General features: G+C 60.4%; 24 protein-coding genes and 1 other RNA gene. 9 read left to right on the plus strand and 16 right to left on the minus strand.

What is annotated here, in order from left to right; all coding sequences use genetic code 11:
• Positions 1 to 140: 140 nt before the first annotated feature.
• Positions 141 to 758, minus strand: a complete 618-nt coding sequence (locus NF685_RS07290) for an MlaC/ttg2D family ABC transporter substrate-binding protein (protein ID WP_252849150.1) — start codon at positions 756 to 758, stop codon at positions 141 to 143.
• Between the two features lie 12 nt (positions 759 to 770).
• Positions 771 to 1,616 (minus strand): MlaA family lipoprotein, encoded by an 846-nt coding sequence (locus NF685_RS07295; protein WP_222546786.1) that lies wholly within the window; start codon positions 1,614 to 1,616, stop codon positions 771 to 773.
• A gap of 360 nt (positions 1,617 to 1,976) precedes the next feature.
• On the opposite strand from NF685_RS07295, the gene NF685_RS07300 reads away from it, so the two are divergent.
• A complete protein-coding gene (locus NF685_RS07300; protein ID WP_252849151.1) occupies positions 1,977 to 3,128 on the plus strand; it encodes an aldose epimerase family protein in 1,152 nt (383 codons plus the stop codon).
• Positions 3,129 to 3,202: 74 nt separating this feature from the next.
• On the opposite strand, the gene NF685_RS07305 is transcribed toward NF685_RS07300, so the two are convergent.
• From NF685_RS07305 to NF685_RS07340, 8 genes are all read right to left on the minus strand, one after another.
• Positions 3,203 to 4,219: a sulfite exporter TauE/SafE family protein gene (locus NF685_RS07305; RefSeq protein WP_252849152.1), complete on the minus strand. Its 1,017-nt coding sequence runs from the start codon at positions 4,217 to 4,219 to the stop codon at positions 3,203 to 3,205.
• A gap of 138 nt (positions 4,220 to 4,357) precedes the next feature.
• Positions 4,358 to 5,185 (minus strand): TerB family tellurite resistance protein, encoded by an 828-nt coding sequence (locus NF685_RS07310; RefSeq protein ID WP_252849153.1) that lies wholly within the window; start codon positions 5,183 to 5,185, stop codon positions 4,358 to 4,360.
• Positions 5,186 to 5,217: 32 nt separating this feature from the next.
• Positions 5,218 to 8,427 (minus strand): hybrid sensor histidine kinase/response regulator, encoded by a 3,210-nt coding sequence (locus NF685_RS07315; protein ID WP_252849154.1) that lies wholly within the window; start codon positions 8,425 to 8,427, stop codon positions 5,218 to 5,220.
• A gap of 189 nt (positions 8,428 to 8,616) precedes the next feature.
• Positions 8,617 to 8,835 (minus strand): ribbon-helix-helix domain-containing protein, encoded by a 219-nt coding sequence (locus NF685_RS07320; RefSeq protein ID WP_252849155.1) that lies wholly within the window; start codon positions 8,833 to 8,835, stop codon positions 8,617 to 8,619.
• Positions 8,828 to 9,889, minus strand: a complete 1,062-nt coding sequence (queG, locus tag NF685_RS07325; protein ID WP_252849156.1) for a tRNA epoxyqueuosine(34) reductase QueG — start codon at positions 9,887 to 9,889, stop codon at positions 8,828 to 8,830. Before queG ends, NF685_RS07320 begins: the two co-directional genes overlap by 8 nt.
• A gap of 13 nt (positions 9,890 to 9,902) precedes the next feature.
• A complete protein-coding gene (gene tgt / locus NF685_RS07330) occupies positions 9,903 to 11,054 on the minus strand; it encodes a tRNA guanosine(34) transglycosylase Tgt (RefSeq protein ID WP_252849246.1) in 1,152 nt (383 codons plus the stop codon).
• Positions 11,055 to 11,080: 26 nt separating this feature from the next.
• Positions 11,081 to 12,118, minus strand: a complete 1,038-nt coding sequence (gene queA / locus NF685_RS07335; RefSeq protein WP_252849157.1) for a tRNA preQ1(34) S-adenosylmethionine ribosyltransferase-isomerase QueA — start codon at positions 12,116 to 12,118, stop codon at positions 11,081 to 11,083.
• A 130-nt stretch (positions 12,119 to 12,248) separates the two neighbouring features.
• Complete coding sequence (locus NF685_RS07340; protein WP_252849158.1) at positions 12,249 to 13,283, minus strand: LysR family transcriptional regulator; 1,035 nt, start codon at positions 13,281 to 13,283, stop codon at positions 12,249 to 12,251.
• 176 nt (positions 13,284 to 13,459) lie between these two features.
• On the opposite strand from NF685_RS07340, the gene NF685_RS07345 reads away from it, so the two are divergent.
• The 5 genes from NF685_RS07345 (at position 13,460) to NF685_RS07365 (ending at position 16,376) form a co-directional block, all read left to right on the plus strand.
• Complete coding sequence (locus NF685_RS07345) at positions 13,460 to 14,071, plus strand: FMN-dependent NADH-azoreductase (RefSeq protein WP_252849159.1); 612 nt, start codon at positions 13,460 to 13,462, stop codon at positions 14,069 to 14,071.
• 46 nt (positions 14,072 to 14,117) lie between these two features.
• Positions 14,118 to 14,735, plus strand: coding sequence for a YceI family protein (locus tag NF685_RS07350; RefSeq protein ID WP_252849160.1), 618 nt, complete (start codon positions 14,118 to 14,120; stop codon positions 14,733 to 14,735).
• Between the two features lie 4 nt (positions 14,736 to 14,739).
• A complete protein-coding gene (locus NF685_RS07355; RefSeq protein ID WP_252849161.1) occupies positions 14,740 to 15,411 on the plus strand; it encodes a cytochrome b in 672 nt (223 codons plus the stop codon).
• Positions 15,408 to 16,004 carry a YceI family protein gene (locus NF685_RS07360; protein ID WP_252849162.1) on the plus strand — a complete coding sequence of 199 codons (597 nt, stop codon included), beginning with the start codon at positions 15,408 to 15,410 and terminating at the stop codon, positions 16,002 to 16,004. The genes NF685_RS07355 and NF685_RS07360 overlap by 4 nt, the downstream gene beginning before the upstream one ends.
• Before the next feature lie 147 nt (positions 16,005 to 16,151).
• Complete coding sequence (locus tag NF685_RS07365) at positions 16,152 to 16,376, plus strand: hypothetical protein (protein ID WP_222546799.1); 225 nt, start codon at positions 16,152 to 16,154, stop codon at positions 16,374 to 16,376.
• A gap of 70 nt (positions 16,377 to 16,446) precedes the next feature.
• Here the strand turns inward: NF685_RS07365 and NF685_RS07370 are convergent, their stop codons facing one another.
• Genes NF685_RS07370 through NF685_RS07380 form a run of 3 tightly spaced genes read right to left on the minus strand, consistent with a single transcriptional unit; the run spans position 16,447 to position 18,523 of the window.
• Complete coding sequence (locus NF685_RS07370; protein WP_222548706.1) at positions 16,447 to 16,839, minus strand: VOC family protein; 393 nt, start codon at positions 16,837 to 16,839, stop codon at positions 16,447 to 16,449.
• A 32-nt stretch (positions 16,840 to 16,871) separates the two neighbouring features.
• Entirely contained in the window at positions 16,872 to 17,960 is a 1,089-nt protein-coding gene (locus NF685_RS07375) for an AbrB family transcriptional regulator (protein WP_252849163.1), read from the minus strand.
• Positions 17,957 to 18,523: a hydrolase gene (locus tag NF685_RS07380; protein WP_222546801.1), complete on the minus strand. Its 567-nt coding sequence runs from the start codon at positions 18,521 to 18,523 to the stop codon at positions 17,957 to 17,959. The genes NF685_RS07375 and NF685_RS07380 overlap by 4 nt, the downstream gene beginning before the upstream one ends.
• A gap of 17 nt (positions 18,524 to 18,540) precedes the next feature.
• On the opposite strand from NF685_RS07380, the gene NF685_RS07385 reads away from it, so the two are divergent.
• A complete protein-coding gene (locus NF685_RS07385; RefSeq protein ID WP_252849164.1) occupies positions 18,541 to 19,158 on the plus strand; it encodes a TetR/AcrR family transcriptional regulator in 618 nt (205 codons plus the stop codon).
• 84 nt (positions 19,159 to 19,242) lie between these two features.
• Here NF685_RS07385 and NF685_RS07390 read toward each other — a convergent pair whose 3' ends face one another.
• Together NF685_RS07390 and ssrA are read right to left on the minus strand one after the other, a co-directional pair.
• Positions 19,243 to 19,767, minus strand: a complete 525-nt coding sequence (locus NF685_RS07390) for an SspB family protein (RefSeq protein WP_222546803.1) — start codon at positions 19,765 to 19,767, stop codon at positions 19,243 to 19,245.
• Between the two features lie 176 nt (positions 19,768 to 19,943).
• Positions 19,944 to 20,276: a transfer-messenger RNA gene (gene ssrA / locus NF685_RS07395) on the minus strand.
• A gap of 203 nt (positions 20,277 to 20,479) precedes the next feature.
• On the opposite strand from ssrA, the gene thyX reads away from it, so the two are divergent.
• Complete coding sequence (gene thyX / locus NF685_RS07400) at positions 20,480 to 21,388, plus strand: FAD-dependent thymidylate synthase (RefSeq protein ID WP_222546804.1); 909 nt, start codon at positions 20,480 to 20,482, stop codon at positions 21,386 to 21,388.
• A gap of 4 nt (positions 21,389 to 21,392) precedes the next feature.
• The gene (locus NF685_RS07405) at positions 21,393 to 21,632 is read left to right on the plus strand and encodes a hypothetical protein (protein WP_252849165.1); all 240 of its coding nucleotides are present in this window, start codon (positions 21,393 to 21,395) and stop codon (positions 21,630 to 21,632) included.
• A 146-nt stretch (positions 21,633 to 21,778) separates the two neighbouring features.
• Here the strand turns inward: NF685_RS07405 and NF685_RS07410 are convergent, their stop codons facing one another.
• Entirely contained in the window at positions 21,779 to 22,153 is a 375-nt protein-coding gene (locus NF685_RS07410) for a hypothetical protein (protein WP_252849166.1), read from the minus strand.
• Positions 22,154 to 22,216: the final 63 nt, after the last annotated feature.

Below are 22,216 nucleotides of genomic sequence, written 5' to 3' on the forward strand. Positions count from 1 at the left end.
CCGGCTGACAGGGTGCGACGACAGATCGGCCGTTATCGCACGGCAGAAGCAGCCGATCACGCCAACAGATTAAAAAGACACAGGTTGTAAAGCGAGGGGGGGAACCCTGCCGGTCTTGCAACCGGGCAGGGGCCGTACCGTCAGTGACGATGCGAGAGCTGGCGCTCCAGAGCGCTGATCAGGGTCGCGACATTGCCGCCATTGCGCGCAAGGTAAGAGCTGTAATCCTGACGCTGGGTCAGGCGCAGGCTCGTGCCTTCACCGATCATGTCGACAATTTTCATGCCGCCATCATGAGCGATCAGCAGGCCCATATCGGCGACCGGCTGACCGGGACGCATGATCTGGGCGCTGACGAGTTCGCCGTTGGGGGTTGCGGTCTGACCGGTCACCTTGAAGCTCACACCACGATAGTCGCCGATCTTGTCCGTGACGGCATTGACCAGCACCTGATGGAACAGCTTGAGATAATGCTCCTGCTGCTCAGGTGTTGCGGTACGCCAGTAGCGTCCAAGGCAGAATTTGCCGATCAGGGCGATATCCACATTGTTCTGCAGCAGGGGGAGAACCTCCGCCTGCTTTTCGGACAGGGATTTGTCGCTGTTGATGATCCCGACGAGCTTGCCACCGAACGTGGTGACAAAGCCCTGTGCATCCTCTGCATGAGCCGGGCTGGTCAGCGCTGCAACCGAGATGAGCGCTGTGGTCAGAACGCCCAGAGCGGTGCGGCGAGAGAAGGAAAAGCAGGTTTTCAGCATGTCGGGAGGTCCTTAATTGTACCAGTCCGGCACGGTCGCCCGGTGGTCGTTGCGGAGCGCGTCAACCTGGCTGGCGCGGTTTTGCTGCCAGGCGCTTCTGATAAAGGCGTAGGGATCGAGCGAATCCTGCTCGACCTGATCGATCTCGTCAATATGAGACGAGAAGCCGCCCAGAACGCCAGCGATATTATAGGCCCAGTTGAAGGTCAGAAGCCCGTAACCGCGCGGCACGTAGTTGATGGGCGACAGACCCTGCGCAATGGCATAGCCGCCCGCGTCACGGAACGTGTTCGGGCCGATGCCGGGCAGGAAGAGATAGGGGCCACTCGGAACGCCCCATGTGGCGAGCGTCAGGCCGGGATCGCTGTCATGATGGGGATAGCCCAGCGATGTTGCCACGTCGAAAAAACCGGCAGCGCCGAGTGTCATGTTGATGACGTAACGCATGAAGTCGTCACCCGCACGTCGCGGCTTGCCCGCACCGACATCGCTGAAAAAGACCGTAGGGATGTACCAGGTCTGGTTCAGGTTATCGATCGAGTTGCGGATCGGCTTGGGAACGGCCCATGCCCATGCCTTGCCGATCGGGCGCAATGCCTTGTGATACGCCCACATCTGAATGCCGTACATCTTGCGATTGACGGGCTCGTAAGGGTCGTTGGCTTCCTTGTAATCCGCCAGAGCCTCGGGGTCCTTGGGTGGTGGGTTGCGCCAGCTGGCGCAGGCGCTCAGGGAGAGAAGGGCAGTGAGCCCGACAAGAAGGCGGCCGCCCTTGCGCTGCGCGTGACGTGTCGTCCGGCTCTCGACGGCAGATCCGGCCTCTGGCCGGTTATCGGAATCACCTAGCGGTGCGGTCATCGCAATCCCCAAGTCGTGTAAGCGCGCTCGGTCGCGCCAGAAACTGCGCACCTGCTCACGATCGTTTCGCCGAAAACTGGCACCCAGTCCCGGTCCTGTTACTTCTTTGCGTAGCCCGCAAGTGCGTGGCAGCAGGCCTGACCCGATGAAGGGTCAGACCCGCACTGTCTCGCGGGAGACGCAGCATCGTGGTTTTCTAGCACGATGTCTGTCAGACGCCAGACCGTAGATGCCAACTCATGCTGCACGCTTAGCGTTTGAGGGGGGCAAGGGTTGGGAAAAATGAACTTTATATACTTTGACACAGATCATTTCTCCGACCAGTGTGGCAACGAATCAACATATGGAAGCACCTTCTCCATGAAAGCATTAGTGAAGAGCGCCGTAAGCGTAATGGCGCTCGCCGGGTTAATGGGTGGTGCGGCGCAGGCAGCGCCCGCTGTGACCGTCCAGTCCTGGGGCAAGACCCCGGCCGGTCAGGATGTAAAGATCATCACCCTGACGAACGATCACGCCATGACCGTACGCGTCATCACCTATGGCGGCGTTATCCAGTCCGTCGAGGCACCCGATCGCGCCGGCCATGTTCAGGATGTGGTTCTGGGCTTCGGTACGCTTGATGGTTACACCAAGGACTCCGCTGAGGGCGGCCTGTTCTTCGGGGCGATCATCGGTCGTTATGCCAATCGTCTCGCCCACGGCACCTTCACCGTTGACGGCAAGAGCTATCATACCGACCTGACCGACCCGCCGAATGCGCTTCATGGCGGCAAGATCGGTTTCGACAAGCATGTCTGGACGCTGGTCGACACCAAGAAGACCGACAAGGGTGCTTCTGTCACGCTGCGTCTCGTGAGCCCTAATGGCGATCAGGGCTTCCCCGGCACGCTGACGACCGATGTGACCTATACGCTCGACGAGAACAACGCGCTCAGCCTGCATTATCAGGCGACCACCGATGCGCCGACCGTGCTGAACCTGACCAATCATTCCTACTGGAACCTGAATGGTGAAGGCTCGGGCTCAGTCGAGAACGAAGTCATGCAGATCAAGGCGGAGCGCTACACCCCGACCGATGGCACATCGATCCCGACAGGTGAACTCGCCCCCGTTGCCGGAACGCCGCTCGACTTCCGCAAGCCTACCCGTATCGGTGACCGTCTGCGCAGCGACTTTCCGCAGATGCTGATCGCACGCGGCTACGATCATAACTGGATCGTCGATGGGGCTTATGGAAAGGCACCGCGTTCGGCTGCGGTTATTTTCGATCCGGCTTCGGGCCGTACGCTGGAGGTTTCCACCAACCAGCCGGGGCTTCAGGTTTACACCTCGAACTCCCTGACCGGAAAATATGCCGGAATTTCGCATCGCGCCTATCGTCAGACCGATGCTCTGGCACTTGAGGCCGAGCATTTCCCTGACAGCCCGAACCATCCTTCTTTCCCGAGCACCGAGCTGCGTCCGGGTCAGAAGTTCGATTACACCACCACCTTCAAGCTCGGCACGCGCTAAGGCGTCAGTCGGGTCTCCTGCGCCCCTCCCGTGAGGGGCGTGTCCCCGGAGAACGATTCCGGGCGCGCAGGAAATCAGGCTTCATGCCGGTGGGAATGATGGCCATAGCCGTCACCCCCGGCATGCAAGCGGCGTTTCGTCACGAAAATACCCCTGTCGGCTGCCAGATGAAGCACAGTCAGTTCCGCTCCGGCCCGTCCCGTCCGGGGATCGGTTACCTGGGTGACGCGATGCTTGAGCTCGATCTCCATGGGATGCTCGAATTCGAGGGCCACACGATGGCGACGCCATGTCATGGCAAGCTCCGTCTCGCCATGGGCGCGTCCGTAGCTGAGTGACATGGCATCGTCATGCACGATCTGTCTTGAGGCGCCGCTAAGCATCAGCACACCTGCGATCACTGCCGCCGCATGACCGATGCGACAGAATTGTGCATGGGTCAATAAAGGCAGGACCAGCTGCGTGACCTTGATGGCCGCAAGTGCGGCGATGCCGACGCAAAGTCCGGCCATCAGGACGGTCCGATCAAACAGACCGAACCGGACGTAAAGGACGAGCTTTATCGTATGCAGGAGGATCTCGTTGGCAGCGCGCGTTGCGATCAGAGCTTCTTTCTGCAGGCCGAGCTTCTGGTAGAACCGGTTGAAGAGCAGCCCGGTCGCACCTGTGAAACCCGAAATAAACCCCGCCGCAAAACCGATGGCGGGCAGATAGCGCCAGATGCGGGTATCGAGCGCAGGCTTCTGGCTTCTTTTCAGAAGAAGAACCACGTTGCCGCAAAGGAAGAGGCCTAGAACCAGCTCAAGATAAACCGGGGGCATGAGGCGTAGGCAAAACACGCCGAGCGCGGCGGCTGGCAGAGACGCGGGCATGAAATACAGCACCACGCGCCAGTCGATGACGCGCCAGAATGAGACGATACGTCCGATGGTGCTGCACATCGTACCGATGGACAGGGCGGCTGGAATTCTGGGCGCAGCCAGAACCAGACCCAGAACGGGCATGATCACGAGTCCTGCGCCACCGCCTGCCACCGACGAGATGGTGAAGGCAGCACAGGAAAGGCAGAACAGCAGCAGAAAAACCATCATGATCCGAGGCTCTTTTCCGCAAGACAGGCTCGCCGGAAAATCCGGGCCCGTTCTTGCAAAGCCGTTCTACATGAGACTCTTTCTCAACATGCTTTCAAATCATGTCCGTCCGTTCGATTTGGGCGGCGGACAGATGCCCTAGAGCCTTCGATCTCGCTTGATACGGTCCCAGGCAGCATTGATACGCGCAACGCGATCTGCTGCCTTGGCCATGGCGTCGGGGCTGAGGTTTTTCTGGCCGAGCACGTCGGGATGATGTTCCCTGATCAGCACGTGCCAGCGTGTCCTGACTTCCTGATCCGTCGCGCTGCGTGTCAGGCCGAGCTCGACATAGGCATCGTTCTCGTTGCTTGCCGAGCCGGAACGACCGGTTTCGGCGCGGTCCCACGCTCCGGGCGGCAGCCCGAATGCTGCATGAACCTTTTTCAGAAAAGTCGTTTCGGCAGGATGCAGCGGTGCCCCTGGCGGCAGGTCGGCACGCGCAATGACAAAAAGTGCCATAAGCAGCTGCTCAAGCGGCGCACGGTCCTTGGCAAAGCCTTTGCCCAGTTCGCGTGCATACATCTCGTAATCGTCGGTCCGGTCGCGCGCCCTGTCGAACAGCATCCCGACTTCACGCATGTTATCGGCAGGAAACTGGAACAGCGATCTGAATGTCGAGATTTCGGCCTTGTTTACCGGCCCGTCTATCTTGGCCATTTTGGCGCACAGAGCCACCAGGCCGATGGCATAAAGCTGATCGGTTTTGCCGAGCAGGGTCGACATCTTGGCCGCAGCCATGAAGGCCGCTCCATTCGGATCGGGCTGGCCTTTCGTGCGCCAGTGCTCGTGCCATCCGCCTGCCGGTGTTTCAAGCAGAGAGCCGCGATCGGCCGCATGACCGAGTGCGGCCCCCATAATGGCGCCCATCGGCCCGCCTACAGCGAAACCGGCCACGCCGCCGAACATTTTTCCCCAGAATGCCATATCTCACCGGTAGCATGAGCGCGGGGGAGAGTTCAAACGATGGGTGCCTTGTGCCCCGAAGCCTCCGACGGGCTTTCTTTTTCCGGAAGCCGTTCCGTGCCGGGAGAGAGGCGGGGCAGGCTGCGTGACAGGGCATCGGTCAGGGCAGAAAGATCATAGGGCTTGGATAGAACGACGACCGAAGGGTCGCCCTGAACTGCATGGCTGTCGCCGGTTGCGAACACGATACCCGCATCCGGTCTGAGTGCTCTGGCCTGTTCGGCTATGACCTTGCCGGAAAGACCGGGCAAATTCACGTCGGTCAGCAGCACATCGACCGGCATCGTCTGAAGCACGATCAGGGCCTCTTCGTAGTTTTCGGCTTCCACCGTCAGATAGCCCGAGTCACGCAGCATTTCCGATGTGGCCTGACGGATCAGCCTGTCATCCTCGACCAGCAGAACCGTGATGCAGAGCGCCTGTGAAGGAGGCGCGCTCTGGCTTGCCTGTGCAGGAGGCTGCACTGTCTCATTCGAAGGGCGCGTTGTGTCATGACGGTCAGGGGGCGTAGGTACGTCTTTCACGCGCGCGCCCTGTCGCTGCTGCCTGTTTGCCAGAACATGACGGAATTTCCGCGCCAGTGCATCGCGCGTATAGGGCTTGGAAAGCAGTTCGACCCCCGCATCGAGGCGCCCGCCATGCACGATGGAGTTCTCCGTATAGCCGGAGGTGAACAGCACAGCGATGTCTGGCAGGCGTTCCCTGGCGCGCCGTGCCAGCTCAGGGCTCTTGAGCGGGCCGGGCATGACGACATCCGTGAACAGGATATCGATCGGCATGCCGCTTTCGATCACCACGAGCGCGTTGGCGGCATCGGTGGCCTTGAGCACCTGATAACCCAGATCGGATAGCATCTCGACCACGATCGCCCTGACCTCGTCATCGTCTTCGACGACCAGAACCGTTTCGCTCCCGCCTGTGGCAGGGGCCATATGATGCTGGATCTCGATATCCTCGGCATCCATCGCGCGCGGCAGATAGAGCTTGATGGTCGTGCCTTCGCCCGGCTCGGAATAGATATTGATATGACCGCCGGACTGCTTGACGAAGCCATAGACCATCGACAGGCCGAGACCGGAACCTTTCCCTTCCGCCTTGGTGGAGAAGAAGGGTTCGAATACCTTGGACAGGATTTCGGCTGTCATGCCCGAACCGGTATCGCTTACCGCCAGAAGCACATATTGCCCGGCTTTGACATCGTCATGCTGGCGCACATAGGCATCGTCCAGATGGGCGTTACCCAGTTCGATGGTGAGCTTGCCGTGACCGTCCATGGCGTCACGGGCATTGATCGCGAGATTGAGCAGGGCGTTCTCGATCTGGGCCGGATCGATAAACGTGTTCCACAATCCTGCTGAGACGACAGTCTCGATCTCGATGCCCTCGCCGATGGCGCGGCGCAGCATTTCATCCATTCCACGCACAAAACGCGTTGCGTTGACGATCTTGGGCTCAAGGGCCTGACGTCGCCCGAAAGCCAGTAGTTGGCTGGCCAGACGCGATCCGCGCTGCACGCCACCCATGGCACTGCTGACATGGCGCTCGGCACGTTCGTTCCCGGCCACGTGACGGCTCAGCAGTTGCAGATTGCCGCTTATGACCTGAAGCAGGTTGTTGAAATCATGGGCCACGCCGCCGGTCAGCTTGCCGATGGACTCCATTTTCTGGGCCTGCGCGAGGCGTGTCTCGGCCTGTCGTCTTTCGGCAATTTCCTCGATAACCCGGTTTTCGAGCGTTTCGTTCAGCTTGCGAAGCTGCTCTTCCGCACGCTCGCGGTGGCGCACCTGCCGGGCAAGATCGGCTGCACGATCGCGCAGGGTTGCCTCGGCGGCGCGCTGATGGGTGATGTCGGTATGGACTCCTACCCATTCGGTGATTTCACCCGCCTCGTTGAGGATCGGCAGGGCCCTTATGGCGAAGTTGCGCCACTGTCCCTCGCGGTTGCGTACACGATGCTCATGCACGAACATCGACCTTGCGCTGACTGCGGCATTCCAGGCCATTACCGTGGCGGCGGCATCCTCCTCGTGAACGGCATTGGCCCAGCCGAATCCCTGATACTCCTCATAATCCTGACCCGTCAGCATGGACCAGCCATGCTGCTCGCCAGTCATTCTGCCATCGGCACTGTTCGTCCATAATACGCCATGAACAGCCTCCATGGCCGTGCGAAAGCGCCTGTCGCTGGCTGCGACGTCGATAATGCGCCGTGTGCGTTCCTCGATATCGATACCGAGGATGTGCACTCCCGGAACAGATCCGTCTTCTGCCACGTGAGGCACATAGCGGAATTCGGTATGTCGGCCGCTACCGTCTCGTTGGGGCAAAACCGTCTCGGCCACCACGGTCTCGCCGGAAAGGGCGCGTTCCAGATCGGGGCGGCGATCCTGATAAACGGTGTCCCCCAGAACTTCCGTAACGTGTCTGTCTACGATCCGCGACGGGTGAATGCCGAGCCATGTCTCGTACTGGGCATTGGCAAAACGATAGATATGGTCGCGATCGACATAGGCGACGAGCATGGGCGTGGCATCGGTCACCCGGCGCAGATCGGCCTCGCGTGCTGCCAGTTGTGCCTCTGCCCAAACGCGTTCGGTGTTGTCCACGACGGTGCAGAGCACACCGCCCGCACGTCCGTCCACTTCGAAAACCGGGGTGTAGTACAGGTCGAGATGGAAGCATTCAGGGCCATTCGGGCGATTGAATGTGACAGTACGGTTCCTGAAGGACGCAGGCTCACCTTCAAGCGCATTGTCGAGCACGGTCTGCTGCCACGACCAGAGCTCGGGGAACGCTGTTGCTCCCGTAACGCCCAGAGCGCAGGGATGACGCTCACCGGCTATGCGGCTGAATGCGTCGTTATAGAACAGGATATGTTCCGGCCCCCAGAACAGCAGTTTCGCGACGGGGGAGTTGACTACATTGGTAATCGTGGCGCGCAGGACATCCGACCACAGAGCAAGTGCGCCAACCGGGTTTCGAGCCCAGTCGAATGCGCGTATCAGGGCGCCGCACTCGCCGCCTGCAACCGGAAAAGCCAGCGTATTGCGCAGCGTCGTTGCATCCTGAGCCTCGCGCAAAAGCTGCATGCCAGCGGCGAGAATATCCTGCTCCGACGAAAATGTTCCGGAGCGCAACATTTCGGCAAGAGCGGCTTCGAGCGCGGGAGGAAGAGAGATAATGCGGGAAGGACGACACGTCATGAATCGAAGAGGCCCTTGCGCCACGGAGCTGAAGAGAATTAAACGATTCCCGTCTGAATCGTTAAATAACGATAATGATCGTGATTGCTTAAATCGGCAAGAGGGCGGTCAAACTCCCGCTTCCCCTGTCATATCTTCGCAACGGCTCGCCTGTGATGCGGTTCCCGTATTGCCGTCGCAGTCGTCAGCTCAGTTCTGCCCGCTGCTTAGAGCGTAATGCAGGATCGCGACCCGCAATGCCGACGCGAGGGGGCGCTCCGGGGGGCGTGTGGCGTCGATGCTGGCGATCAGCGAGGCAAGAGAGCGACCGGTGCTCATTTCTTCCAGCACCGCCCAGAATTCCGGCTCCAGCGCGATGCTGGTGCGGTGGCGTGACAACGTGAAGCTGCGTTTGACGAGATCACTCATTGTCTTCGTTACCCAGCAACTCGCCTCGTGCCCATTCTGCCGCTTCTGCCACCACAGGATTATCGTCTCGCATCAACGTCTCGATCAAGGGAAGGTGGGCCCTGTCGCCGGAATTGCCGAGTGCGATCATGACATTGCGCACAAAGCGGTTGCGGCCGATGCGCTTGATGGGTGAGCCGGAGAAGAAGCTGCGAAATCCGGCATCGTCCAGCCGTGCCAGATCATCCAGTTTCGGTGCCATGAGATCGGCCCGCGGCTGAAGTTTCAGATGGCGCGAGGTCGCGGCAAAACGGTTCCACGGGCAGGCATTGAGGCAGTCATCGCAGCCATAGATGCGATTGCCCATGGCCCTGCGGAATTCGACCGGTATCGACCCGTCATGCTCGATGGTGAGATAGGCAATGCAGCGCCGCGCATCGAGGGCATAAGGGTGCGGAAAGGCATCGGTGGGGCAGGCGGTCAGGCAGCGCGTGCAACTGCCGCATGACCCGGCGCGCCGTGGTGACGGGGTGAGGTCGAGCGTGGTGAAGATTTCACCCAGCAGGAGCCATGACCCATGATCGCGTGAGACGACATTGGTATGCTTGCCCTGCCAGCCAAGCTGGGCCTGCTCGGCCAGAGGCTTTTCCATGACCGGTGCCGTATCGACAAAGACCTTCACCTGTGTGCCATCGCCGCCGACATCCTGACGCACCACGAATTGCGCCAGATGCTTGAGCATGCCCTTGAGCACATCATGATAATCGCGATGGCGCGCGTACACCGAGATCGTGCCCGTATCGGGCCGGTCGAGTGTCTCGGCTGGGTCGGCTTCAGGCGCATAGGACAGGCCGAGAGAAATTACACTGCGAACTTCCGGCCATAGAGACTTGGGGTCGCCACGCTGGTCGATGCGCTGTTCCATCCAGCTCATCGCGCCGTGTCGTCCGTCCTCGACAAACTGGCGCAGACGCGTGCGGGCGGCCTCGGGCAGGGAGGCCTCGCAAAACCCGATCGCATCGAAGCCGAGATGCCGCGCATGGTCGGCAATGCGGTCTTCGATGCTCTTGCTCATGGTGTGAGGGGCGTCATGGGACGGATGGCCAGTCCGGCTGGGGGAATTCGTCCTGCGTCCAGTCCCCGGCGGCCCAGTTGGCGCGCAATTCCACGGCCTTCTGCGGTAATGTGCCGTCCACGATGGCAGCGCGTATTTCGCGCATCAGGCGCTGGTAATAGGCGAGATTGTGCCAGGTCAGCAGCATCGGGCCGAGAATTTCATTGGCGCGGAACAGGTGGTGCAGATAGGCGCGGCTATGACGCGAACAGGCCAGACAGTCGCAATCCGGGCTGATCGGGCGATTATCCTCGGCATGGCGGGCATTGCGCAGATTCAGCGTGCCGCGCTCGGTATAGGCACGTGCTGTGCGGCCTGCGCGCGTGGGCATGACGCAGTCGAACATGTCCACACCACGCTCGATACCACCTAGCAGGTCATCGGGGGTGCCCACGCCCATCAGATAGCGCGCATGGTCCTGCGGCAGAAGCGGGGTGGTGAAATCGAGCGTCGAGAACATGAGTTCCTGACCTTCGCCCACCGCCAGACCGCCAATGGCGTAGCCCTCAAAACCGATATCGGTCAGGGCCCTGGCCGAGCGGGCACGCAGATCGCGCTCTGTGCCACCCTGCACGATGCCGAACTGCCCATAGCCGGGGCGTTGCACGAAGGCCTCGCGCGAGCGTGCCGCCCAGCGCATGGACAGCTCCATGGAGGATTCGAGGCGCTCCGGCGTGGCGGGCAGAGCAGGGCACTCATCGAAGCACATGGTGATCGTGGCATCGAGCGCGTGCTGGATGTCGGTGCTGCTTTCTGGCGTCAGACGATGCTTGGAGCCGTCGATATGGGAGTTGAATGTCACCCCGTCCTGATCGAGCTTGCGCAGCGCGCCGAGCGACATGACCTGAAACCCGCCTGAATCGGTCAGGATCGGGCCGGACCAGTCCATCATGCGGTGCAGACCGCCCATCTTGCGCACGCGCTCGGCGCCGGGGCGCAGCATGAGATGATAGGTATTGCCCAGAATGATACCCGCACCCGTCGAGCGCACGGCATCCATGTTCATGGCCTTGACCGTCCCCACCGTGCCGACCGGCATGAAGGTTGGGGTCGGGATCGTGCCATGGGCGGTATGCAGATGGCCCGCACGTGCCTGACCGCAACAGGCCTCGGCCTTCCAGTGCATTCTGTCGCTGCGTTGTGTCAGCTCGGTCATGGGGCGCGGTCCAGCAAGCAGGCATCTCCATAGGAATAAAAGCGAAAGCCTTCGTCAATCGCGTGTCGATAGGCGTCGCGCATGGTCTCGGTTCCGGCCAGTGCACAGACCAGCATGAACAGGGTCGAGCGCGGCAGATGGAAATTGGTCATCAGCCGATCGACCGCACGGAAGTGATAGCCCGGTTTGATGAAAATCGAGGTTTCGCCCTCCCACGGATGCACGATGCCGTGCTCGTCCGCAGCACTTTCGAGCAGGCGCAGGCTGGTGGTGCCGACTGCGACGATTTTCCGGCCGCTGGCGCGTGTATCGTTGATGAGCTGCGCTGTCTGCGCGTCGATACGCCCCCATTCGGCATGCATCTTGTGGCTGGCGATTTCGTCGCGTACGGGCAGGAATGTGCCTGCCCCCACATGCAGGGTAAGGGTATGACGTTTCACACCTCGTGCATCGAGCGCCGCCAGAAGGTCGGGGGTGAAATGCAGACCCGCCGTCGGGGCGGCGACGGCGCCCTTGTAGCGCTCGAAAATCGTCGCATAGTCGCTGTCGTCCTGCGCGGTCGGACCGGTGGGGCGGTCAATATACGGAGGCAGGGCCAGTACGCCGGCACGTTTGAGGAAAGCGTCGAACGCCTCGCCCTCGGCAGAAAACCGCATCGAGATGGCACCGTCGCCTTCATTCTCGACCACCTCGGCGGTCACGGAATCGGTGCCGAAATGCAGCGTATCGCCGGGCCTGAGCTTGCGCGCATTTTTCGCAAGCGCATGCCAGCTGCCATCGCTCAGGATGCGATCGAGCGTGATCCCGATCTTTGCCTCGCCGCGTTTTGCTGCAAGCTGGGCACGGATGACTGCCGTATCATTGGCAATCAGCAGATCGCCGGGTTCGAGCAACGACGGCAGATCGCTGATACGCCTCTCGGCCAATGGCTGACCGGCAGCGACACGCAACAGGCGGGCGCTGTCACGCGGGCGGGCGGGTTCCAGAGCGATATTCTCGCGCGGAAGATCGAAGTCGAAATCGGATATCTGCATGGGCGGCTTCGTTTAGGCCAGAACGGGCGCGTAATGCCAGCCCAATTCAGGCATGGCTTTCAGACGTGGCATGCGACTGCCCGGTTCGCTCGGTGTATCGGGTGCTGTGTGTCGGGCGCGCAAGCCCGTGTCAGGAATGCCCGGATCTGGCGGCAAGGCAGGCTGTCTGGCCGATTTGCGGTTCGGGCGTCGCTCCGTCATCCAGTGCATGGTTGGTCGCATCGCCCGTCACGCCATCGCGGCGCGCGCCGTCGTGCCCGGTGCCATGTCGACCGGTGCAGAGTTTGAGATGGTCGATCAGCCATCGCCCGGCCGGGCCGGGAGGCTCGGCAGTGGGATAAACGACGGTCATGGGCATGCGTGACCCGCCGGAGGTAAAGCCATCGATATTGAGCTCGACCAGTCGCCCTGCTTCGAGATCGGCACTGATGCTGTGAACCGGCATGCCGCCCCATCCCAGACCGCCAAGCAGAAAATGGTGCTTGGCGTAGAGATCGGCCAGACGCCATGTGGACGGAGAGTAGATTCCGCGTTCGCGTCCGGCAGAAAGCTCCGTCCTGTCAGTCAGGACAAGCTGGACATGGCGTGCCAGTTCGTCGCGCGGGATCGGCCCTTCATAGTGGGCCAGAGGATGTGTGGTCGAGGCCACCATCATGAAGCGTATGTCGCCGATTGCCTCTGAGGAGAGAGAGGGCGGCATGTCGGGCAGAGGGCCTGCAATCCCGATGCGGGCGCGTGAGTCGAGTATTGGCTGGAACACGCCGCCCAGTGCTTCGACATAGAGGCGCAGTGGCGTATGCGGAAAAGTCTCGCGAAAGCCGCGCGCGACACGTGTCACGCGGTCCATCGGGAAAAAGACATCCACGACGACAGACAATTCAGGCTCGATGCCCGAGGACATGCCATAGGCGCGTGCCTTCATATGGTCGACGGCCAGCACGATGCCGCGTGCATCGGCCAGCAGCGTCTCGCCTGCCTTGGTGAGTTGCGGGTAGCGCCCGACGCGGTCGAACAGGGCAACGCCGATCTGTGCTTCGAGTGTTGCGATCATCTCGCTTATTGCTGGCTGCGACCGGCGAAAACGCCGCGCAGCGGCAGAGAAGCTGCCGTCATCGGCGGCAGCAATAAAAACACGCAGCTGGTCTAGTGAGATACGGTCCAGCATTATGTCTCCACCCGCCTCTGCATCTATAATATTTATCGATACTATCCATCGGAATATATCAAGTGTCCAGATGGATCATCATATGGGACGGTATGACGCACTGGCTGGCCGGAGCAGCAGGCAGGAGAGGCTTTCATTCTGCAGCTTTGGCCCATACGCATTCAGGAGCGCATAGCATGAAGATTCTTCATATCGATTCCAGCATTCTCGGCGATAACTCGGCGAGCCGCGCCCTTTCGGCAGAGACCATCGCGCATCTCAGAAAGGCCCATCCCCAGGCCGAGGTGACCTATCACGATCTGGCCGCCAACCCGATCCCGCTGCTCAGCGCGGACCATGTGGCGGCCCGGTTCGGGGGAGAGGTGACCGATGAGACGATCCAGGCCGATCTGGCGCGTGGCAATGCCCATGTGGATGAGCTCTTCGCTGCCGATGTCATCGTCATTGGCGTGCCGATGTACAACTTCACCATTCCTGCACAGCTCAAGGACTGGATCGACCGTATCGTCGTGGCAGGCAAGACATTCAGCTATGGGGAGCACGGCCCTGTCGGGCTCATTCCTGCAGGAAAGAAGCTCGTTCTGATTTCGACCCGCGGCGGCAATTACACGCCCGGCAATCCTGCTGCCGTAATGGACCATCAGGAGCCCTATATGAGCGCCGTTCTCGGTTTCCTCGGATTGCGCGATCTCACATGGGTGCGTGCCGAAGGGCTGAGTCGTGGGCCTGAAGCACGCGAGGCTGCCATGAAGGCTGCACGCGCGGAAATCGCTGCGCTTTCCATCTGACATTCCCTTTTCACATTCAGTCGTTCATTCGAGAAAGGGTTACGTCGTGACCAGAACTCTCCTTGCCAGCGCAGCGCTTCTTGCGTCGCTCATCGCCCTGCCGCAGGCCCATGCCCAGAAGGGCGGCACGCCTGATCCGAAGGCCGTTCAGGCTGGCAGCTATGCCGTCGAGCCCTATCACACGCAGGTCGGCTTCACCCTGCTCCATATGGGCTTTACCGATTTCTCAGGCTTCTTCTCACAGGCTTCGGGCACGCTGACGCTCGATCCGGCGCATGTCGATGCCACGAAGCTCGATGTAACCCTGCCCATCGCCTCGGTTCAGACCACAGTGTCCAAGCTCGATGGCGAACTCAAAGGCGCGGACTGGTTCGACGCCGATAAATTCCCGACCGCCCATTTTGTCTCGACCCGTATCGTTCGCATCGGGGCGAGCATGGCCAGCATTACCGGCGATCTGACGCTCCATGGCGTGACCAGACCCATAACCTTCAAGGCGCGTCTCATCGGTAGCGGCGTGAACCCGCTCGACAAGAAGGAGACGGTCGGTTTCGAGGGAAATGCCGTGATCTCCCGCAGCGCGTTCGGCGTGTCGCGTTACGTGCCTCTGGTTGGCGATTCGGTGACCCTGCATATCGCAGCGGCTTTCGAGCGCCAGTCCTGACCCGATGAAGCGCGGACCCGCCTCTCCCGACAGGGCCGGGTCCAATCCGGCGCAGCCTGCCTCCGCATCGTCGGTCCCGGTCCTGTCCGTTACCGGGGTGCGGTATACGGCCATCGCCATGATCCTCCACTGGGTCATGGCAATCGGTATCCTCGCCTTGCTGGGTATCGGGCTCGTGATGGTGCATGGGTCGCTCGATCCGGGCACCATGTTTCGTCTGTTTCAGCTTCACAAGTCGATTGGCATTACCGTCCTGCTTGCAGCCCTGCTCAGGCTCGTCTGGCGGTTGTTCCACCATCCGCCAGTTTTGCCTTCGGGCATGCGGGCGCTGGAAAAGCGTCTGGCCCGTTTCGGTCACTGGGCGCTCTATGGCGAAATGCTCTTTCTCCCCCTGAGCGGCTGGGCTCTGGTTTCGAGCTCGGTCTTCGCCATTCCGACGGTGCTTTATGGAGTCATTCCCTGGCCTGATCTGCCCTATCTTCCCCATCTCGCCGATAAAAAGCCGGTCGAGGATTTTTTTGCGACACTGCACGCCTATGGCGCCTGGGGGCTTATCGTTCTGATCGCTCTCCATGTGGGCGCGGCCCTGCGCCATCATTTCATGCTGCGTGACGATGTGCTGCGACGCATGCTGCCATGGCGCGCGATCCCGGTTTCAGCAAAGGAAAAGCCATGAGTGCTTCTCGACCCGGTCTGGCTCTCGTCCCGGTTCTGGCGATGGTTCTTGGCCTCACCCTGTCGGCAGGAACGGCAGCCGCACAGACGCACTCGATGCCGTGGCAGCTCGACAAGACCCATAGCCAGCTCGAGTTTTCCGGAACACAGACCGGATCGGGATTTACCGGAACGTTCTCACGCTACGAGGCTCGTATCGACTTCGATCCTGCCCAGCCGCAAACCGGGCATATCGATCTGACGATCGATCTGGGGAGTGCGCGGACGGGCGACACCCAGCGCGACACAGCCCTGCCGGGAAAAGACTGGTTCGATATAGCGTCTTTCCCCAAGGCACATTTCGTCTCGACGGCCATACGTCGAACCGGCGCGAACACCTATCAGGCAGACGGATCGCTCACCCTGCGCGATGTCACGCGTCCTGTCAGACTTGATTTCATGCTTTCGGTCGATGGGCAGACGGCACATGCCAAAGGTCAAGCCGATCTCATGCGTACGCAATTCGGTGTCGGACAGGGACCCTGGGCATCCGGGCAATGGGTCGGGTTGCCGGTCGTGGTCAGCTTTGATTTCATGGCCCGACGTGCAGGCTGACCGGCGCAGATAATGTGCTGCAGGAGTGGTGTTTTCCGCATGGACGGAGAAGCGGAGCAGCGGCATCCGATCTTAATCGGCCTGTCGGGGTGAAATGACGCATTCACATGACTATATGAAGAAGCATCAGCTTCAAGGAGATAGTCAATGTCCTATGCCGCTCTTGACGCAGCCCGCGTCGCAAAGGCTTCCAAATCTGCCCTGACCGCTCTGGCTCAGGTGCAGGAACAGTCCGAAACCCATGTGCGCAAGACGATCATGGTCGAGCGTATCGAAGCGCTGGCCAGTGCTGCTGCCCAGACCACCCTGCCGGGCGGTGGTGTCGTGACCCTGACATCCGAAGAATTCTGGCTGATCAGCAAGAACTGGTAACGAAAAAGGGGGCGGAAATTCCGCCCCCTTTTTTTAGCTCTGCCTGTCGTTCTGTTTTTTCCTGACGGGCCTACCCCTGATAGGAGGCGATCTCGACAAGGTTCTGATCGGGGTCGTGTATATAGACCGATGTAATCGGTCCTAGGGCGCCGATACGCGTTACGGGTCCTTCGATAATCGCCACGCCGCATTTTTCGAGATGCCGGATGATGTTTTCCGAATCGATGGCCGTTGTGAAGCACAGATCGCTTACGCCCGGCGCTGCTTTTTCAGCCGTCGTCCAGCCTTCGGACTCGACCGGACGCAGATTGATCTTCTGGCCGCCAAAACAGAGCGAAACGCGATTATTGCGCCCGTATTCCTCGATTTCCATGCCCAGAACGCGCTGATACCAGTTTGCCGACAGGGCGCGGTCACGAACCGTGAGAACGATATGGTCGAGACGATCGACTGTAAAACGCATGAGGTCCGGACTTTCGCTGACTGAAATCTGGTTCAAGCAGTATCAGTGTTCCGCCTCGCCTGACTAGGGTGAGCGCTACGTCCCTCGGGAAGAAGACGCGCAAGAGTCGTCGCAATACCCGGCGCGATGGCCAGCAGCACGAGAAAACGCGCAATCTGCATGGCCATGACAAAAGGCACATCTATGGGTGTCGAGGCCGCAATAATGGCGATGGAATCCGCTCCGCCCGGGCTGGTGGCGAGATAGGCGCTCAGCAGATCCACATGGGCGATATGGGCCAGTGGCCAGGAGAGGCCAGCGCAGCCGAGTATCAGCACGACTGTCGAGGCCGAGACGGCAGGCAGGGCGCGCCAGACATGGCGCAGAACGTCACGCGTGAAGCGTCGCCCAATCATCCAGCCGATCACGACGTAACTGGGGGCAAGAAGCCAGAAAGGCAGTGTGTAATGCAGGCCGAATTCGGCCTGAACGATCACACCGCCAACCATGCTCAGCAAAAGCGGCGCAGCCCCATGGCGTATGAACGGCGCAAGAAGAACCGCAAGGGCGATGAGAGGCAGACAGGGCCAGAAGGCGAACGGCCCCGCCGCAATAGCCCCAGCGCCATGATGGGGGGCAGAGGCTCCACCCACGACGAAATGTGCGACGATCGAAGTTGCGAATGTCACCATAAGGACGCGCAGATAGACCATGAAGGCTACGAGACGCTGATCGGCCCCGTAATCCTCGCAAAGCAGGATCATGGCCGTGGCTGCACCGGGCGAGGCGCCCCATAGGGCGGTCGTACCGGGCATGACGCGCAATCGTGCCAGCAGCCAGCCAAGTGCGAAGCTGATGACGACAACGGACATGACGCCACCGATGAAAATGCTCCAGTGCGCCAGTATCTCGCGCAGCACTCTCATGGTGAGACTATGGGCCATCAGCTGCCCGATAATGGCCTGGGCGATAACGGGCAGCCGGTGATGGAGCGGTATGCTATGGCCGCTCACCGCTACGGCGATGGCGGCCAGCATGGGGCCGAGCAGAAGGGCCGCAGGAAAACCCACCAGCATCAGCCCTCCAGCCAGGAGGGCGGAGAGGGCCGAAAGGATCAGCAGACCGTGCGCCCGCGCTTTCATGCGCTGAACGTCACCTCGCTGGCAGTCGTGACCCGACACAGGCGGGGAAAGACGTGAGTAAACGCCATGCGATGCAGGTCCGCATTCAGCGATGTGCAGGCATCCTCGGGCACGACGACATCGTAACCGAGTTCCCAGGCGTGACGCAGCGTCGATTCCACACCGAAATTCGTGGCGATTCCGGCAAGAACGATGGTCTTGATGCCACGACGGCGTAGCTGGAGATCGAGGTCGGTCCCCGTAAAGGCGCCCCATTGCTTCTTGAGCACCACGATATCCCCCGTCTGTTCCAGCCCGGGGGCGAGATCGCTCCAGTCAGCGGGAAGGGGGGATGCAGAGCTCAGCGGCGCATCGACGTTGCTGGGCGGTGCATCGGCAAAATCGGGGGCGAAGCCGACATGAACCAGAATGACCGGCGCACCGGCTGCGCGCGCGGCGCTGGCGAGCGCCATGCCTTTATCGAGAACGTCTTTGCTCGGATGAGGAACGACAGGCATAGTCAGAATGCCTTTCTGAAGGTCGATCAGGACGAGTGCGGTTGTCTTGGGATCGAGAGCAGGCATGGAGGACCCTTTCGCTTATGGAAACGTCACCCGGCAGTTATGCGAGGGAATCCTCGCATAAGTCAAACGCTATCGCGCCGAAGCGTCAGCGCGGGCGTGAACGCGTGGCGCGCATTCTCGACGCGGCGGGTGAGGTATTTTCCGAAAAAGGGGTCGATGGCACGACAATGACCGAAATCGCCGCGCGCTCAGGCACGGCAATCGGCTCGCTCTACCGCTTCTTTCCGACGAAAGAGAGTATCGCCACCACACTGCTCGAACGGTTCATCCATGACCGGCTTGCCGTGCTCGATCATATCCGCGAGACCACGGTACCGGGAGATTTCGAAAGCGCGGCGTCCGGCCTGCTCGGAGCATGGCTGGAGAAAAAGGCGGAGCGCGATTACACGACCCTGCTTCTCGCAGCTCGCCCCGATGTGGAAAATGTTACGAAAGAATGGCGCGGCCAGTTTCTTTCACGCGTTATCGCCCTGCTCGAACAGGTCAGCCCTGACAAGCGCGAGACTGCGCCGACACGCGGCGTTGTGCTGCTTCATGTCCTCAAACTCGCCCCGCAGCTTGTAACGGGCGAGAATGGACCGGCTATCGAGGCAGAGCTGCACAGGATTGTTCGTGGGCTGGTCACGGCCAGCTGATGCCTGCCCTTGGTTGCTTGAGAGCAGGTCAGAAAGGACAGGTCGGTCGTAATGGGCCGGTCGGAACGGGCCGACCGGGGCAAGTCAGTGAGGGCGTTTGCGAAACGCGTCGAGACTGACAACCTGTCCGTCTTCGCTGGCTGCAGGATGCGTTTCCTCGACTTCCTGAGACTCGGTTTCGGTTTCCTCGATCCCGGTTGCGACTTCGCCCTGATCGACCGTAAAGCGCAGGGCCATACGGATATGGGGGTCGGCGAAGGCAGTGATTGCAGCGAACGGAATGACCAGAACGCTGCCAATTCCGCCGAATGAGAGACCGACAGAAACGGTCATGGCCTCACGATCGACTTTCAGATCCCAGAACTGGTGCTGAAGCACGATCGTCATGTCATGCGGGTACTGCGCGCGCAGACGGTCGGGAATGATGACGCCCGGATAATCGGTCAGAAACGTGAGATAGAAATGGTGCTCCCCAGGCAGCCCTTCGGCACCGGCATAATCGAGTGCGCGCAGCATGACCTCGCGATAGGCATCTTCGACCCATTCATCATAGGGAAGCAGGCTTTCTGGCAGCTCGTGGTCCATGCCGTCACCCTGATCATCGTTCATTCTAAGCGATCCATTTGCCGGAAACTGATCCTGCAGGGATGCGACGTTTCGTACGTCATGGCAAGGCCTCGATGGCGCGCGTATCGTGCAGATGCTCTTTGGACGTCGATGCAGATGATTGCCGGGCAGATGACAGCCGGTTGTCGCGCGGGGCAAACCTGTCATGGGGGAAGTGAAGTGGGAGGGCTTCTGTTGCCCGGTGCCCTCCCGAACCGCGCTTATCGCTTATGCAGCGACAGCGAGCACCTTTGTGTTATCATTGGCACTTGTGATTTAGCCCGATAACGGCGGTACAATGCCGGGCAAAAGATAAGTCTTTACCACGCACGTCGAGCCTGTTTCGTCCCCTGACTTTCCGTCTGGCAGAGCCTTCGGGAAGGAATGGTGGAGACGCCGGGCACTGCCCCCGGGTCCGTAACGATTATTCCACTTACCGTTTATCGCCATAGCCAAGGGCGAACCCTCCGGCACCGATGCATATAGGCCCTCCCGGCGGTCCCGACAAGAGGCGCATGCAGGTGCAGCGACAGACGCGGCAGGAAACGGGCCAAGAGAAAAAAAGAGGGTGAGAGGACCAGGGCGGAAGAGGCCCGAAAGACGTGCGAGCGTCTGGGCAGCAGGAAAGCGCGGAGAAAAAAAGCCGGTCGCGAATCACGATGTGTGACCATACTGACAGTGTTTTGTGCGGCACTCTTGTGGTAAGGCTCGGCCCATGCCGCTGACACCAGAACAACGCGCCGAAATCGACGCCTCCCGCCTTTCGCCTTCCCAGACGAGCCGGCCGACTGTGCCCGCTCTGGAGGCACTTCTCTTTTCTCCCATAGAGTTGCTGGATCACGGTTTTATCCGTGTCATCGACTATATGGGCGATGACGGGGCTGTGGTTCAGGCTGCCCGCGTGTCCTACGGGCGTGGCACCAAGAAAGTGTCTGAGGATACGGGTCTGATCCGTTATCTGATGCGCCACCGTCATTCGACGCCGTTCGAAATGTGCGAGATCAAGTTTCACGTCAAACTGCCGGTTTTCGTGGCACGACAGTGGATCCGCCATCGCATGGCGAGCGTGAACGAGTACTCCGCGCGTTACTCGATTCTCGACCGTGAATTCTACCTGCCCGAACCCGAGCAGGTGTCGTCGCAAAGCGTGTCGAATCGTCAGGGCCGCGCAGAACCGCTCTCACCGGAAAAATCGGCCGAGGTGCTGGATCTGCTGCGTCAGGACGCGGCACGCTGCTATGACAATTACGAGACCATGCTCGATCCGGAAGGCTACGGTCTTGCCCGCGAGCTGGCACGCATGAACCTGACGCTCAATACCTATACGCAGTGGTACTGGAAGATCGATCTTCATAACCTGCTGCATTTCCTGAGCCTGCGTGCAGATAGCCATGCGCAGTATGAAATTCGCGTCTATGCCGAAGCCATGATCGAGATCCTGCGTGCCTGGGTACCGATCACAGCCGCCGCGTTCGAGGAATATCGTCTGGGCGCCTTCACCTTCTCGGCTGGCATGATCGCGGTGCTGCGTCGTCAGCTTTCGGGTGAGACTGTAACGCAGGCCGATTCAGGGCTCAGCAAGCGCGAATGGGAAGAAATGCAGGCCGCGCTGGTGAAGGGCTGAGTCGATGAACGATCTGCGCCGCATGATGGAAGAGGGGGTTCCCGATCCGGAACCGCCGCGCAAGCTGCCTTCCATCATGCCTTGGGCGATCGTTGCTCTCGTTCTGGTGCTGATCTCTCTGGGGATACGTCTTTTCTGGCCTATCCCGACGGCTCAGAAATTGCCCGAGTGCAACCCTGCGACACAGGAACAGAGTGCCTGCATACGCAGCGCCACGACGCCGGTCGATAAATCGAAGTCCTGAGGGGCATTAGCGCGCCCGTTCTGTCCTCATTTGTCATCGTGCCCGCTTTATCCTGCCATGCGTTGTCACGGCCTGTTGTCAAGGCGTGAATGTCGGTCAGGGATAGGCCCGTTTTCAGGGCACGCGGGCTGAACACCAGACGGTGTTCAGCTTTCAGGCTTGGCTGAGGGCTTCATCCAGCCTGGATGACGACGCTCTATCCAGGCCAGTAACCGGCCACTCAATCTACGCAAAACCGGAATATCTTCCGCGAGAAGGAAGAAGCCGAGAGGCAGCATCCACAGCCCCAGTACCGGAAGAAACGCAAGACAGCCCCCGATCATGAACAGCAAACCCGCGGGAATGCGTATCCAGATCCGTGAGGGAGCGAGAAGCCAGCGCACGAGCTCGGCCATCCGGCCCGGCAACCTGTCGATCAACAGAGCGAGTCGCCTTTGCCGCTCGGCCTCTTCGAATTGCGCATGGCTCTGGTGGGGGCGGTGCTCGGAAGGGGATGATGCGAACGGATTGGGAGACTTCATGGAACGACTGCCGATAGAGTGCCCGGATGGGCGTGCCCAAACGGGAGAGGTTTATATGTAGCG

It is taken from the genome of Asaia lannensis NBRC 102526, from assembly GCF_024054035.1.
GTDB lineage: Bacteria > Pseudomonadota > Alphaproteobacteria > Acetobacterales > Acetobacteraceae > Asaia > Asaia lannensis.